The 13,091-nt window shown below is 45.5% G+C and carries 16 protein-coding genes, 2 pseudogenes and 1 CRISPR repeat array; of the genes and pseudogenes, 15 read left to right on the top strand and 3 right to left on the bottom strand.

Annotation, left to right across the window (positions count from 1 at the left end):
- Nucleotides 1-34: 34 nt before the first annotated feature.
- The 3 genes and pseudogenes from rpsF to rpsR all read left to right on the top strand — a co-directional run.
- Nucleotides 35-313 (top strand): annotated as a pseudogene (rpsF, locus tag ACYQ2E_RS05845) (30S ribosomal protein S6); the annotation flags it as partial.
- A gap of 196 nt (nt 314-509) precedes the next feature.
- Nucleotides 510-1,022: a single-stranded DNA-binding protein gene (ssb, locus tag ACYQ2E_RS05840; RefSeq protein WP_460017138.1), complete on the top strand. Its 513-nt coding sequence runs from the start codon at nt 510-512 to the stop codon at nt 1,020-1,022.
- Nucleotides 1,023-1,128: 106 nt separating this feature from the next.
- Nucleotides 1,129-1,380: a 30S ribosomal protein S18 gene (gene rpsR / locus ACYQ2E_RS05835; RefSeq protein ID WP_460017137.1), complete on the top strand. Its 252-nt coding sequence runs from the start codon at nt 1,129-1,131 to the stop codon at nt 1,378-1,380.
- 250 nt (nt 1,381-1,630) lie between these two features.
- Here rpsR and ACYQ2E_RS05830 read toward each other — a convergent pair whose 3' ends face one another.
- Together ACYQ2E_RS05830 and ACYQ2E_RS05825 are read right to left on the bottom strand one after the other, a co-directional pair.
- Nucleotides 1,631-1,945, bottom strand: a complete 315-nt coding sequence (locus tag ACYQ2E_RS05830; RefSeq protein ID WP_460017136.1) for a DUF960 domain-containing protein — start codon at nt 1,943-1,945, stop codon at nt 1,631-1,633.
- Nucleotides 1,946-2,025: 80 nt separating this feature from the next.
- A complete protein-coding gene (locus ACYQ2E_RS05825; RefSeq protein ID WP_460017135.1) occupies nt 2,026-2,874 on the bottom strand; it encodes a MurR/RpiR family transcriptional regulator in 849 nt (282 codons plus the stop codon).
- A gap of 159 nt (nt 2,875-3,033) precedes the next feature.
- Here ACYQ2E_RS05825 and gnd point away from each other — a divergent pair, with 159 nt between their 5' ends.
- The 8 genes from gnd to ACYQ2E_RS05785 all read left to right on the top strand — a co-directional run bounded on the left by gnd (nt 3,034) and on the right by ACYQ2E_RS05785 (nt 9,150).
- A complete protein-coding gene (gene gnd, locus ACYQ2E_RS05820; RefSeq protein ID WP_460017134.1) occupies nt 3,034-3,948 on the top strand; it encodes a phosphogluconate dehydrogenase (NAD(+)-dependent, decarboxylating) in 915 nt (304 codons plus the stop codon).
- A 75-nt stretch (nt 3,949-4,023) separates the two neighbouring features.
- A complete protein-coding gene (locus tag ACYQ2E_RS05815; RefSeq protein WP_460017133.1) occupies nt 4,024-4,782 on the top strand; it encodes a PTS mannose/fructose/sorbose/N-acetylgalactosamine transporter subunit IIC in 759 nt (252 codons plus the stop codon).
- An 82-nt stretch (nt 4,783-4,864) separates the two neighbouring features.
- Complete coding sequence (locus ACYQ2E_RS05810) at nt 4,865-5,740, top strand: PTS system mannose/fructose/sorbose family transporter subunit IID (RefSeq protein WP_460017196.1); 876 nt, start codon at nt 4,865-4,867, stop codon at nt 5,738-5,740.
- 58 nt (nt 5,741-5,798) lie between these two features.
- Entirely contained in the window at nt 5,799-6,218 is a 420-nt protein-coding gene (locus ACYQ2E_RS05805) for a PTS sugar transporter subunit IIA (RefSeq protein WP_460017132.1), read from the top strand.
- Nucleotides 6,219-6,225: 7 nt separating this feature from the next.
- Entirely contained in the window at nt 6,226-6,717 is a 492-nt protein-coding gene (locus ACYQ2E_RS05800) for a PTS system mannose/fructose/N-acetylgalactosamine-transporter subunit IIB (RefSeq protein ID WP_460017131.1), read from the top strand.
- Between the two features lie 174 nt (nt 6,718-6,891).
- Nucleotides 6,892-7,881 (top strand): D-isomer specific 2-hydroxyacid dehydrogenase family protein, encoded by a 990-nt coding sequence (locus ACYQ2E_RS05795; protein WP_460017195.1) that lies wholly within the window; start codon nt 6,892-6,894, stop codon nt 7,879-7,881.
- A complete protein-coding gene (locus tag ACYQ2E_RS05790) occupies nt 7,868-8,590 on the top strand; it encodes an HAD family hydrolase (RefSeq protein WP_460017130.1) in 723 nt (240 codons plus the stop codon). The genes ACYQ2E_RS05795 and ACYQ2E_RS05790 overlap by 14 nt, the downstream gene beginning before the upstream one ends.
- A complete protein-coding gene (locus ACYQ2E_RS05785) occupies nt 8,590-9,150 on the top strand; it encodes a hypothetical protein (protein WP_460017129.1) in 561 nt (186 codons plus the stop codon). The genes ACYQ2E_RS05790 and ACYQ2E_RS05785 overlap by 1 nt, the downstream gene beginning before the upstream one ends.
- An 80-nt stretch (nt 9,151-9,230) precedes the next feature.
- On the opposite strand, the gene ACYQ2E_RS05780 is transcribed toward ACYQ2E_RS05785, so the two are convergent.
- Entirely contained in the window at nt 9,231-9,575 is a 345-nt protein-coding gene (locus ACYQ2E_RS05780; protein WP_460017128.1) for a helix-turn-helix domain-containing protein, read from the bottom strand.
- A 337-nt stretch (nt 9,576-9,912) separates the two neighbouring features.
- Between ACYQ2E_RS05780 and ACYQ2E_RS05775 the strand changes: the two genes are divergently transcribed.
- The 4 genes and pseudogenes from ACYQ2E_RS05775 to cas2 all read left to right on the top strand — a co-directional run.
- Entirely contained in the window at nt 9,913-10,524 is a 612-nt protein-coding gene (locus ACYQ2E_RS05775) for a hypothetical protein (RefSeq protein ID WP_460017127.1), read from the top strand.
- Between the two features lie 46 nt (nt 10,525-10,570).
- Nucleotides 10,571-11,002 carry a hypothetical protein gene (locus tag ACYQ2E_RS05770; RefSeq protein ID WP_460017126.1) on the top strand — a complete coding sequence of 144 codons (432 nt, stop codon included), beginning with the start codon at nt 10,571-10,573 and terminating at the stop codon, nt 11,000-11,002.
- Nucleotides 11,003-11,017: 15 nt separating this feature from the next.
- Nucleotides 11,018-11,305 (top strand): hypothetical protein, encoded by a 288-nt coding sequence (locus ACYQ2E_RS05765; protein WP_460017125.1) that lies wholly within the window; start codon nt 11,018-11,020, stop codon nt 11,303-11,305.
- A gap of 701 nt (nt 11,306-12,006) precedes the next feature.
- Nucleotides 12,007-12,234: pseudogene (cas2, locus tag ACYQ2E_RS05760) on the top strand (CRISPR-associated endonuclease Cas2); the annotation flags it as partial.
- Nucleotides 12,235-12,539: 305 nt separating this feature from the next.
- Nucleotides 12,540-12,869: direct repeats of the CRISPR family, unit length 38 nt; unit sequence TGTTCTGTAATACCTCCCCGAGTGAAGGGGACGAGAAC.
- Nucleotides 12,870-13,091 lie beyond the last annotated feature (222 nt).

The raw sequence follows: 13,091 nt of genomic DNA, 5'->3' as shown, positions 1-13,091 counted from the left end.
CGTCAGGCATTAGACCAAAAGGAGGAAGTCAACAATGACTAAATACGAATTGCTTTATATTATTCGTCCAAACATTGATGATGCCGCAAAAGCTGCTCTGGTTGAGCGTTTTGATGGAGTTTTGACTGAAAACGGTGCGACAATCGTTGAGTCTAAAACTTGGGAGAAGCGTCGCCTTGCCTATGAGATTCAGGATTTTAAAGAGGGTATCTACCAAATCGTAAATCTTGAAGCTGAACCTGACTCTGCTGCACTTAGCGAGTTTGACCGTCTGGCAAAAATCAGTCCAGATATCTTGCGTCACATGTTTGTAATCGTCGAAGAGTTTGTTGCGCCGAAGGCTGCTAAAGCTGGGCGTAATTCAAAAGCGGCTGAGGCTGAAGTTGTTGAAGAAGCGCCTGTTTCTGAAGCGGCAGAAGCACCAACTGTTGAAGCTGAATAAGGTTTCAAGCCACCAAAGGAGCTGAAAGCTATTGAATAAAAGCTTTCGAAGAAAGGTGTCATAAAACATGATCAATAATGTAACATTGGTTGGTCGTCTGACAAAAGACCCGGAACTTCGTTATACTGGTCAGAATACTGCTGTTGCAACCTTTACAATTGCTGTGAATCGCCGTTTTAAAAATGCGGCCGGCGAGCGTGAGGCGGATTTCATCAACTGCGTTATTTGGCGCCAATCTGCGGAGAATCTGGCGAATTGGGCAAAAAAGGGTGCTTTGATTGGTGTGGTCGGTTCTATCCAGACACGGAATTATGAAAACCAGCAGGGACAGCGCGTTTACGTGACTGAAGTGGTGGTTGATAATTTCCAGATGCTGGAAAGCCGGGCAACACGTGAAAGTATGGGCACTGGCGGCGGAAGTTATTCTGCACCTGCCGGCGGTTCATACAATAACAACAGCAACAATCATCCTGCTCCAATGAAGACTCAGTCGAATACTGTTCCTGATTTCGGGCGCGACGTTGACCCGTTCAGCGGCGGCAATCCGATTGATATCAGCGACGATGATCTTCCATTCTAATTAAGAAGCGGAAGAATAATATAAAGAAAGGAAACATTGGTGCTGCTGAGGCGGTGCCGATGGGTGTTCATTCTTTGAAATAAGAATGAAAGCCGGGAATACTAATATGGCTTATGATAACAAACGCCGCGGCGGTTTTAAGCGTCGTAAAAAAGTTGACTACATTGCAGCCAACAAAATTGAATATGTCGACTACAAAGACACAGAATTGCTTTCACGCTTTATCTCAGAGCGCGGAAAAATCTTGCCGCGTCGTGTGACAGGAACTTCTGCCAAGAATCAGCGTAAAGTGGTGACTGCCATCAAGCGCGCACGCATAATGGCTTTACTGCCGTTTGTAGCTGACCAGGATAATTAAGCTCAGAATAGGCTAATTATCGCACTGAAATTGCTAACACTAACAAAAATAACTCTTCGGGGTTATTTTTTTACACCTATAAAATCAATCTCCGGCAATTTTTCAAACAAAAAAGCTTCTAATGATTAGAAACTAACTGAGTTCAACAGGCCTGACGCTATGAAATTAGATAAATTCTGAACCTGCCTTACGGCAGAACTACAATTTCCTAAATTTCTACGCGTCAAAACGGGCGTGGTTCACATCTTAATTACATCATTTCGTCTGCGGTGATTATGGTTTCGCGGCCCATGTTGTCGACGGCGTGAAAGAGGCGCGGCCAGTCCGGATTGAAGCTGAAGCTGGTGTCGAAGACGGCTGAGAATTCTGGCATGTCATCTTGTGTGAAGCGGATTGACAGGTCGGCTTTGTTGTCGAGGAGCTCGAAATTGAGGACGTTAGAGAGGGTAATTGTGCCTTTTAGGTTGTTGTCGATGAGGTACCAGAAAAAGTCGATAAGGGGTCCGGGAAGACTTTGCACTGTGTTGAAACTGGCGTAGCGGCGCCTTGTACTTGAAAATGCCATATTTTTTCGACCTTTCTTTTAAGTTGATACTATGATAAAACAAAATTTGAAAAAGTTCAAGGAAAGACCATTATTTTTGATTAGGGAAGCCGGGTTTTCTGGATGACTTGGCGAATGCTGGCGAGGGCTTCGTTGGTCTGGTTTTTCATTTTGGCGCCGTAAATCATGAAGAGGCTGTCGAGCAGGCTGATTTGCGAGACGGTGCTGGCGACGGCTTCGGGGCGGTAAGAGGTTTCTTCGGCGACTGAGATGAGGGCGACGTCGACCTGGTCGGCAAAGGGGGAGCCGGCGAAGCTGGTAATGCCGATGACGGGGACTTTCCGCTCGTTGAGGATTTCTACCAGACGCAGGATGTCCCGGTTTTTACCGGTATGGGAAATGACGATTGCACAATCTTTTTTCGTCATTTTGGCGGCAATCATCTGCTGGTAGTGGAAATCCTGGTGGTAGAGCGCTATCAGTGGAGTTTTCAGGAAGCGGTGGTAGGCAATCAGAGCGAGGGCATTGGATTCGCCGAGGCCGAAGAAGGCGCATTTTCGGGCGGCGAGCAGGAGGTCAACGGATTTCTGGAGCGACTCTTCGCTGGCGATGGATTCGGTGGCCTTGAGGGAAGCGATGTTGGCGCTGAAATTCTTCACCAGCATGTCGTAATAGCTGTCGCTGTCCTTTATTTCACGGAAAAAATCGTCGGTTTTGACGGCGGTTGAGTTTGACAAATCAAATTTCAGGTCCTGATAGGAGTCGTAGCCGATTTTTTTGGCGAATCTGGAAATGGTTGCGGTGGAAATGCCGGTTAAACTTGATAATTCTTGGATTGAAAGTTTTCCGGCGTTTTCAGAGTTTTCGAGCAGAAAATCGGCGAGCTGGCTGTCGGATTTGCTGAGTTTGTCGTTGTAGCTTATTATTCTGGAGCTTAATGAAGTGGCCATTTTCATATTATAGCATAAAATGCTGTAAAAAAATTTCATTTGTGAAGACTTTTGTAAAATATTTTCATATTTCCTATTGACAAAAGAAAAATATTTTCGTACAATGTAAATGTAAGCGATAACAGGAAAATCGGGCAAAGCTCGAGAAAGGAGAGAAAGATGAAATTTGCGATGATTGGTCTGGGAAAAATGGGACTGAATCTGGTAGAGAATGCGGTAGACCACGGCAATGAAGTGGTCGTGTTTGACATTAATCCTCAGGCTGTACAAAAAGCCGCGGCCTATTCCGCCTCAATGGTAACGGACTCAGCAGACATTGATGATTTGCTGGCAAAGCTGCCGAAGCCGAGAGTTGTCTGGCTGATGCTTCCGGCCGGAGAAATAACGGATGAGATGATTAGCCAACTGTCTGAGAAGCTGGAGCCGGGCGACATTCTGATTGACGGCGGAAATTCTAATTATAAGGAAAATCTTCGTCAGAATGAGATTCTGGCCGCGCGAGGCATCAAGTTCTTCGACGCGGGAACTTCCGGCGGCATGGAGGGTGCGAGAGAGGCAGGGAACTTCATGGTCGGCGGAAATGATGCAGAGAGCTGGCAGACGATTGAACCGCTGTTTAAAGGACTATCTGAGAACGGTGCTTATCTCTATACCGGGCCGATTGGCTCAGGCCACTATCTGAAAATGATTCACAACGGCATTGAATACGGCATGATGCAGGCCATTGCGGAAGGCTTTGAAATTCTGGAAGCTTCTGAATACGACTATGACTATGAAGCCGTCGCGAAGCTCTGGAATCACGGCTCGGTAGTGCGCTCCTGGCTGATGGAACTGGCTGAGGAAGCCTTCAAAAAGGACCCGAAGCTTGAGACAATTTCCGGACATATGTATGCTTCCGGCGAGGGAAAATGGGCAGTGGAAGAAGCGTTAGAGTACAATGTTCCTGCACCTGTCACTGCACTTTCACTGATGATGCGCAACCGCTCCATGCAGAATGATACATTCACGGGAAAAGTTGTCGCGGCTCTGCGCAACGGTTTCGGCGGCCACGCTGTCGATTCAGCAGAGAAATAAATATTTAGGATAGAACGCATGTGCAAGCTGATGGAAGCCGAGCGCTTGCGCGAACGCTATTAAAGGAGAAAATTTATGACACTCACAGTAGTTCAAGCCCTGCTCATTGCCATATGGGTGGCGCTTGTCGAGTCGCGTATTCTGGGTTATGCAACCCTGATGCTGCGATTCAGCCCGTTAATGACGGGATTTGTTGTTGGTCTGGTGACAGGCCATATCGCGGAAGCGATGGTTGTCACGGCCACGATTCAGCTGATTTATATGGGAACGGTCGCGCCTGGCGGGACGCTGCCTGCTGAGCCGTCAATTGCGGCGGCCATTGCGGTCTCGGTCGCGATTATCGGCGACCTGAAGCCGGAGGCGGCGGTTGCTATCGCGGTTCCGGTCGGTTTGCTGGGAAGCTATCTTTATCAGTTCCGTTTCTTTCTCAACACTTTCTTTACAAGGCAAATGGACAGATTTGCTCGTGAAGCCAATGACAAGGGGCTTGTTCTGAGTATAATGGTCATCCCGGCCGTTATCTCATTCTTACTCTTTGTGCCGATGCTCTTTATCGCACTTTATTACGGAGCACCGGTTATTTCCGACGTCATCAACAACCTCTCAAACGGTCCGCTGATTCATGTCCTGACAGTTGTCGGGGGAGGACTTGCTGCGCTTGGTATTGCTGTCATCATGCATGTCATCGGCAAGAAGAGCCTATTGGTATATTTCTTCCTAGCCTATTTCGTCAGCGTGTCTCTGGCCAGCCTGAAAATTAACACGGTGACTTATGCGATTATCGGTGTGGTTCTGGCGGTTCTGTACACCCAATTTATGAGAAAGGAAGACTAGGAAAATGACTGAAGAAAATGTAAATTCTGCTGAAGTTCCAGAACTTTCAACAAAAATCGAAGACTATATGGACGAAGAAGGCATGATTCATGCAGATGTCTCCGTCATGACAAAACCGGAAAACAAACCTGAGGCCATTACCAATAAAGACCTGATGAAGTCCTGGTTCCGCTGGTGGTGGGCCAATGAAGTGCCGCATACCTTTGACCGCATGCTTGCGCCGTCTTTCCTTTTCGGCATGATGCCGTCTTTGAAGAAGCTTTATAAAGACAAGATTATGCGCGGCGAGGCTTATCAGCGCCACCTGATGTTCTTCAATACGCAGGCAGTCTGGGGCGGCGGAACGCTGACCGGTATGTCGATTTCGCTTGAAGAAAGCCGTGCCAAGGCTTTGGCAGAGGGCGACACCGAGGGTGCAATTGACCCGACCTTGATTTCAAATACGAAAGTCGGACTGATGGGCCCGCTGGCTGGAATCGGCGATGCGATTGACTCCGGGACGATTCAGTATATTTTCATCGCGATTTTTCTGCCTTATGCGAGGCAGGGAAATGCGCTCGGAGCTTTGCTTCCCTTCATCTTCTTTGCGACAGCGACCTTTATTTACGGCTACTTTTTCACAAAGATGGGCTATTCGCTGGGACGTAATGCCGCCAAGGAGATTATGACAGGTGAGCGTACAAAGACGATTATCAACGCACTAGGCGTTCTGGGCCTGTTCATGATGGGCGTGATGGCCTCCAGCTATGTCACGATTAGTTCGGGACTCAAGTTCAGTATCAGCGGCAAAGCTTTCGTCATTCAGGACATATTAAATAGCATACTTCCGGGAATGCTGCCGCTGATTGCGATTATGGCACTTTACTTCTACTTTGACCGCAAAGGCCTGAAAATCATGCGCGGCCTGATTTACCTGACCATTGCGCTGATTGTACTGGCCGTTGTCGGTATTCTGTAGGATTTTGGGGAAAACGCTAGCGCTTGGCTTGCGCAGTTCATGAAAGGAATGTTAAAAAATGGAAAATCGTGCTATACTTATAATTACACATGGCATGTTTGGCGTGGAACTCGTGAAAAGCGCTGAGATGATTATGGGACCTCAAGAAGATGTGACCGCGCTGTCATTGAATCCTGGAGAATCCGTGGAATCGCTGCGCAATGAAGCGATTGCCGCCGTCGAGAACTATCAGAACGAAGGCAGAAAAGTTTATGTCCTATGTGACCTGCTGGGCGGCAGCCCGTCAAATGTCGCACTCTATCTTTTGTCCAAAGGTGTTGAAAAAATCTTCACCGGCGTCAATATGCCCATGCTCATTGAGATGCTGACCTTCTATAAAACAATGGAAGACAGTGATGAATTACTGAAAACTGTCCAAAATACTTCGAATGAAGGAATCCAGCTCTTAGACATTAATTTCCTAAAAGGAGGAATATGATTTAAAAATGGGAAAAATTAACTTATTGCGCGTGGACGACCGTCTGATTCATGGACAAGTCATGACAAAGTGGTCAAAAGGAATGGGAACAAATGCCATTTATGTGGTGGATAATGACACTGCGGCTGATGATTTCATGAAAGATATTTATATTTCGACAAATTCGTCTGCAGGTCTGAAGATTGCCGTTTACAGCACGACCGAGGTAGTGGATGAATGGAACAAGAATCAGTTCGGCTCGGACAATGCGATTCTGCTGTTCAAGTCAATCAAAGCGGCCAAAGAAGTCATTGAGAACGGCATACCGGCAGAAAGTTTGAACATCGGCGGCATTGCCAAAAAGCCGAGCGCAACTTTCGTCATCAGCACCGTCGGCCTTACGAAAGAAGACGGCGAGCTTTTGAAGCAGCTGAATGAAGAAAAGCACATCGACATCTATTTCCAGATTGTGCCAGACACAAAGAAAGTATCACTGGACGAAGCATTGAAGGCTTTGTAGTGACAAGCCGTCCTGCGGGGCGGCTCTTTCTTTGACCATTCACTGATTTTCCTGTGTTAAGATACAGACTGTCCAAAAAAATTGTCGTATTTTGAGGTGAAACGAGACAAAACTGGGTAAATTGTATTTGTCATTAAGCCGAGCGCATTTTGCGAACGTTATGCAAAGGAAAAAATTATGGAATATAAAATTGCAATTGTGAATTCAAGCAGTTTTGGGCGTGTGTTTCCGAAACATCTTGAAGCACTGAAAAAACTGGGTGAAGTTGAAAATTTTCGTGTGGCAAATGACATCAGCGGCCGAGATTTAGCTGAAAAGCTAAATGGCTATAATATGATTATCGCCAGTGTTACGCCTTATTTCACGAAAGAGTTTTTCGACAATAAAGACGATTTGTTCATTATTTCACGCCATGGGATAGGCTACAATAATATTGACCTTGAGGCTGCAGAGGCGCATGGGACTTATGTGTCCATCGTTCCGCCGCTTATTGAGCGCGATGCAGTGGCTGAAAACGCGGCGGCAAACCTGATGGCGCTGGTGCGTCAGACGCGGCTGTCGGCAGAGGCTGCGGCGGATAATCGCTGGGCTGAGCGGGCCAGTTTCATGGGCTGCAACCTGACCGGCAAGACTTTCGGCGTCATCGGCTGCGGCAATATCGGCAGCCGGGTGGCGGAAATCTTCAAGTACGGCTTCAATGGTCGCGTGCTGGTGGCCGACCCCAAGCCTGAGCAGCAGAAATGGGCGGCAGAGCACCAGATGGAAGTGGTGTCGCTTGCGACTTTACTTCAGGAGTCAGACTTTATTTCTTTGAATTGTACGTTAAATGAGACCAGCGAAAAAATAATCAGCCGAGAAAGCCTGAAGCTCGTGAAAAATGGGCTTTATCTGACGAATACAGCCCGCGGCGCGCTGATTGACGAGGCTGCGCTGCTTGAGGCTCTGGAAGAGGGACGTGTCGCGGGGCTCGCTACTGACGTAATGCTTTCTGAACCGGCAGACTTTTCCCACCCTTACTTTAAAAACCCGAAGATTCTGGTGACGCCGCATACTTCGGCGTATACGTATGAGTGTCTGGAGGGGATGGGCGAGAAGTGTGTCGCTGATTTGACGAGGGTTGTGAACGGTGAGAAACCGGAGGAGTTGGTGTATGGCAAGGCTTGAACTTTTGATTTTTGATATGGACGGCTTGATGTTTGACACGGGTCGGCTGGCTTACCGCGCCTATCTTGAGTCGGCGCGCAAAAATGATTTTGAGGTGACGCCGGATGTTTACTATTATTTGACGGGGCGCACGGAGCGCTCGATTATTCAGGGGATGCACGAGATTTATGGGTCTGCGGCGCCTGTTGAGCTCTGGCGCGCGGATATTGTCGCGGCTAAGAATGAGATTTTGGCGCGTGAGGGGCGCGTTTATAAGAAGAAGGGGCTGTTGAAGCTCATCGCGGCCGCTCAGACGGCGGGGCTGGAGCTTGCGCTGGCTTCGTCGACGGCGCGGAATAAGATTCTTGAGTATTTGGCGATGGAGAAAATGTCGGGTGTGATGAATTTTATTGTTTCTGCGGAGGATATGAGGCGGGGGAAACCTGCGCCGGATGTGTTTTTAGCCGCTGCGAGGCTTGCAGAGGTTCCCGAGTCTCGTTGCCTGGTGTTTGAGGATTCGGCGGTGGGTATTGCGGCCGCTCGCTCTGCTGGGATTCGCTCGGTCTGGGTTGAGGATGATATTCGTGATTTGGCTGGTTTGGACGGGAAATGGCGTTTGCTGAATGAGGATTTGCTGGGTCAGGCGCGGAGCGCCGTTGTTTCGGACTTCAAATTTGACGATTTGGGGCAGGCGGCGGACTTTTTGACGGAAAAGGATTTTAAGATTTGATGAATGAGAATTATTTGGTTTATCCGGACAGGGTGCGGGGCGGGCTTGCGGTTGGGGCTGAGGTTCTGGTGCTTGCCGGGCTGTTGAGTGTGCTGTTTTTCAAGCGGCCGCCGCTTTTTCTGGCGATTGTCATCGTGCTGCTCTTGCTGCTGTTTTTGCTGATGACTTTCAGCGAGCTGAGGAAGTTTCTGCGGCATGAGGTGATGTATGAGATTTCTGAAGCCGGCATTCGGGATTTGACGAACCCGGCGCATGTGATTGATTTGGCTTGGTCGGAGGTCATGAAGCTTGAGGAGGTGTCGAATAATTCTTCGCTGCAGATTGGGATTTTTGCGAGTCAGGATATGAATAATCATGCAGAATTGGCACAAAATATGCGCGTGAATATGATGAAAAACGGAAATCATGTGTTTTATAATATCATGATTGACGGGTTTCAGTTTCGGAAGAAGAAGTTTCAGAGAATTTGGGCGGAGCTGAGGAGGCATGCGCTGGCGGGGAATCCTGAAGTGGTGATTGTTGACTATGTGGACCCTATTTTGAAAAAGAAGAGGAAGTAACTGATTCTGATAAAGGCAGCATAAATGTGTATGCTGCTTTTTGTCAGGAATAAAAAAACCTGCGAATGCCGCAGGAAAAATTATTGTTCAGCTTTCAAGAAGTCTAGAATCATGTTCTTGAGCTTTTGTCGCGTTGTCTTGTCAATCTTGTAACCTTCGTAGTTGTCGGCCTGCTCGATTAACTGCTCCAAATCAGTGGATTCCGGCTTATAAAAGGTGTCAAGTTCGGATTTTTCAATACCAAAATAATCCGCCATCTTCTGGACCACGCCGTGCGAAGGCAGTGTGCGGAGTTTGAGATAGTCGGTCAAAGTCGACGGGGCAATTCCAATTTTCTTGGCGAAATCCTGCTGGGTAATCTGCTGCTTATGCAGGTTGGCTAAAATGTTTTCAGCCAGAATTGCATTGTGTTCTTTTCTATCCATGGGTTGATTGTATCATAACTGTATGCAAATTTAAACTTATTTGTACTGGTTTAAGTACAAGTGTTTTGAAACTGTCGAATTTCTTGTAGATTTTGCAGATTCAGATTAACCCCTAGCGACACACGCTTGAGACGACTTTGATGAATTTTGTACTATTTGCGTTTCTTGTAAAGAAGAAAGAAGAGACTGAGACGTCCTAGTTTCGAATTTAATAAAAATTGACAACAAAGAGAAAAAGTCGTAAAATTTAATATATAGACTGTGTAAGCGTTTTACTGGGATTGATTAAAAACTTGGTGAACTCGGGAAATAATACTGAAGGAAAGAAGGTAATTCAATGAATGAATTAAAAGTCGAGCTGACACAGATTACTCCGCTTATTCATTTTCAAGTGCATCAGGACGGAGCGACTGATGCGACTTTGCGTGCAAGCGAGGTAAAGCCGAAGCTGGATAAATTTCTGCAAACCTATTCCTGCTCCAAAGGCGAAATTCAAGAATGTTGGTGCTTACCAAAGGTTAAAGACAAAAAGTATCGGGCACTTGATTATAAGATGCAGATTATGGGGAAGGGGGAAGCTGGTAAACCTCATAAAAGTTTTTTCGCAAATATGGGGAAAGATAGTAAAAAGATTAAACAAGTAGGATATGAAGATGGGGTTGATATCAAAATAATTTCAAAGCATGAAGAATTGTTAAGTTTAATTCAAAAACACCTTGCCTTGTTTTTTGTCATACATAATTTTGGAGCACGCGGAAGTAAAGGATTTGGTTCATTTGTTGTAGATAAAATTAATGGTGAAGTACAAAATGTTTCAGTTCAAGAGATATCAGATTCTGGATTCTTTAGCTATATGTTTTCGATGAAAGTTCCAACTAACACGATATTAGATGAAATTTACAACATTGCCGATGAGTTGAAAACAAAGTCTAACAAAAGGGAAATATGAGGGTTTTTTAGTCAGAAAATATGAAGAAACAAAATACAAAACAGACTTGGAGTTAGTACATAAAACATCTCACTATGACGCTCAAAATACAAAATTTTATCGAGCACTGCTTGGCCTTGCAGATAATTATAACGAAAATAAAATGCCAGTGGAGGGCGTTGAGCGAGATCCAGACGATAAAAATCTCGCTTTTAATAAAAGAAAACCTAAAATCCAGCGCTTTCAGCATCCAATTTTATTTAAGCCAGTTAAAGGCGAAATACTTATCCTTTTCAACGATTTGCCGAGTGAAATGTATAATCAAGAATTTACTATTGGAGAAAAACATATTTTCACACCTAAGAAAGAAGATTTTAATCTGGCAATTTTTTTCGAAAGTTTCGTTAAAGCGAAATATGAAAATAAAATACTAGCAATTGGAAGGACTGAGGAGAATATCAAATCTTTTAAAGCAAATAATCTGCGAAATAAAATTTAAATCCTTGATGGTGAGTTGAAAGAATTGGCACAAAAGGTTGAAGAAAAAGAACTTGTGCTCAGACAGAAAGAAGAAAAGACAAGGTTAGAAAGAGATTCCAAAGAGGGTGTGAGTAGAAAGACTAGAAATTCGGAAAGAAAGAAGATTGAAAAGGCTCAGAGAGAAATGAAATATAAGTTTTCAAAACTTGAAAGAGATATTTTAAACTTGAAAAACGAGCAAACTGATATTCGGAAAATGATTCAGGAAAGAAGCAATGAACGAGAAGAAATTTCAAAAGAATTGAAGCGCATAGAGATTTGATTAACAAAGAGCGACTTTATTAAAGCTATCATCATGGGAAGTTACACAGTTTCAGCTTAATTTAAGCTGAAGCTGGCATGACCTCACGTCAAACAAGCTTCAAGTGTGCAAACCGAAGAAGCAGACCAATAAAGGAGTTTGAGACTTTGATAAAAAATGAACAATCACTTTTAGAATCAAAAAAGCTGAAGTGTGCAAAAGACAAAACCAGCCCATGGCAGACGCGGGTCTCCAGTACTAGAGTTCAGTATTACCTCCCCGAATAAAGGGGACGAGAACAGAGCGTTCGGCATTATTCGTGAAACAAGCTTATTGTTCAGTATTACCTCCCCGAATAAAGGGGGACGAGAACATAACCGCAAGCTCACCTTTCGCCCCGAACTCCCGTTCATAAACACCTCCCCGAATGAAGGGGGACGAGAACATAACCGCAAGCTCACCTTTCGCCCCGAACTCCCGTTCATAAACACCTCCCCGAATAAAGGGGACTGGAATCATTTTCCAATACCAAAAAGCGAATACAACACAAAGGCGCCATCCCAGAATTCTCAGGAAGCCTGCGCCGCCACATCTACCGCCAGGCCCAGAAACTCGCCAAAGCCGTCTACACCGAGAATCCCGAAGAATACGAGGGCTTACGATGGCGTTGACACTAAGAGTCGTTTTAATGTATGACATCGTGACAAGCAAGCGCCGCGCGGCTCGTGGCCCTCTTACAGACAGCAAGCCTGCGGATGCAAAAAAGCGTCTTCACCGGAGAAATGGAAGAAGACACTCTCACAGAACTCATCACACAAGCCAAAGAAATCATCAATCTAGAGACAGATTCACTCGTTGTTCTGCGCCTGTGCAGTGACTGCTGGGACAAAGCAGAAGAGTACGGACAACACGCAATCCCTGATGAAAACTATTGCTTTGCAATATTTTGAGTAGAAGAAACGACCTGACAAAATTGACAATTTAATGAAAGGTGGTAAACTAATGTTAGTGGTCAATACAGAAACAATGACAAACCAATCCAAAAAGACAGGGCGGAAGAAAATTTCAGTTTAATTTAAGCTGAAGCTGGCATGGAATTATGTAAAACAGGCTTCATGTGTGCAAGCTGTAGAAGCAGATATATGAAGGAGTTTAAGACTTTGTTGAAAAATGAAGGAGGACATTTAGAGCCGAAAAAGCTGAAGTGTGCAAAAGGCAAATCTAGCCCATGGTGGACGCGGGTCTCCAAGGCTGGTGTTCAGTATTACCTCCCCGTGTGAAGGGGACGAGAACGGAATGAATTTCGTCAGAGCTCCAACTAGATGACGTGTTCTGTAATACCTCCCCGAGTGAAGGGGACGAGAACAAACCTGAAAGAGTTGCTTTTGCAGTCACATATATTCTGTTCTGTAATACCTCCCCGAGTGAAGGGGACGAGAACTCATAAAAACGTTTTCCGTTTCCGGAAATAGTGTTCTGTAATACCTCCCCGAGTGAAGGGGACGAGAACGAGTTTTAACACCTACCTGGTTTGCAAATCGACCAACAGTTCAGTATTACCTCCCCGCGTGAAGGGGACGAGAACTTTTTTGTGACATGTGAGTAAATTGATAATGTTGTATTGTTCAGTATTCCCTCCCCGAATGAAGGAGACAGATTTCAGCTGTTTCACAGAAAATTGCACGTTCCCCTGCTTTTCACAAAAGCAAGCTTAAGACGCAAAAAAAGTGCCTTCCTCAAAAGTAGAGGAAGACACTTTGTATATATTGCTATTGACTAGAGAGAAACCGCGCTTAAAAAAGTAACT

The organism is Lactovum odontotermitis (assembly GCF_054658595.1).
This window is presented reverse-complemented; position numbering and strand designations above follow the sequence as displayed.

What these genes read in the sequence shown, in the direction of transcription:
- ssb (WP_460017138.1), top strand. Translation starts at nt 510, where the DNA reads ATGATCAATAATGTAACATTGGTTGGTCGTCTGACAAAAGACCCGGAA.
- rpsR (WP_460017137.1), top strand. Translation starts at nt 1,129, where the DNA reads ATGGCTTATGATAACAAACGCCGCGGCGGTTTTAAGCGTCGTAAAAAA.
- ACYQ2E_RS05830 (WP_460017136.1), bottom strand. Translation starts at nt 1,945, where the DNA reads ATGGCATTTTCAAGTACAAGGCGCCGCTACGCCAGTTTCAACACAGTG.
- ACYQ2E_RS05825 (WP_460017135.1), bottom strand. Translation starts at nt 2,874, where the DNA reads ATGGCCACTTCATTAAGCTCCAGAATAATAAGCTACAACGACAAACTC.
- gnd (WP_460017134.1), top strand. Translation starts at nt 3,034, where the DNA reads ATGAAATTTGCGATGATTGGTCTGGGAAAAATGGGACTGAATCTGGTA.
- ACYQ2E_RS05815 (WP_460017133.1), top strand. Translation starts at nt 4,024, where the DNA reads ATGACACTCACAGTAGTTCAAGCCCTGCTCATTGCCATATGGGTGGCG.
- ACYQ2E_RS05810 (WP_460017196.1), top strand. Translation starts at nt 4,865, where the DNA reads ATGATTCATGCAGATGTCTCCGTCATGACAAAACCGGAAAACAAACCT.
- ACYQ2E_RS05805 (WP_460017132.1), top strand. Translation starts at nt 5,799, where the DNA reads ATGGAAAATCGTGCTATACTTATAATTACACATGGCATGTTTGGCGTG.
- ACYQ2E_RS05800 (WP_460017131.1), top strand. Translation starts at nt 6,226, where the DNA reads ATGGGAAAAATTAACTTATTGCGCGTGGACGACCGTCTGATTCATGGA.
- ACYQ2E_RS05790 (WP_460017130.1), top strand. Translation starts at nt 7,868, where the DNA reads ATGGCAAGGCTTGAACTTTTGATTTTTGATATGGACGGCTTGATGTTT.
- ACYQ2E_RS05785 (WP_460017129.1), top strand. Translation starts at nt 8,590, where the DNA reads ATGAATGAGAATTATTTGGTTTATCCGGACAGGGTGCGGGGCGGGCTT.
- ACYQ2E_RS05780 (WP_460017128.1), bottom strand. Translation starts at nt 9,575, where the DNA reads ATGGATAGAAAAGAACACAATGCAATTCTGGCTGAAAACATTTTAGCC.
- ACYQ2E_RS05775 (WP_460017127.1), top strand. Translation starts at nt 9,913, where the DNA reads ATGAATGAATTAAAAGTCGAGCTGACACAGATTACTCCGCTTATTCAT.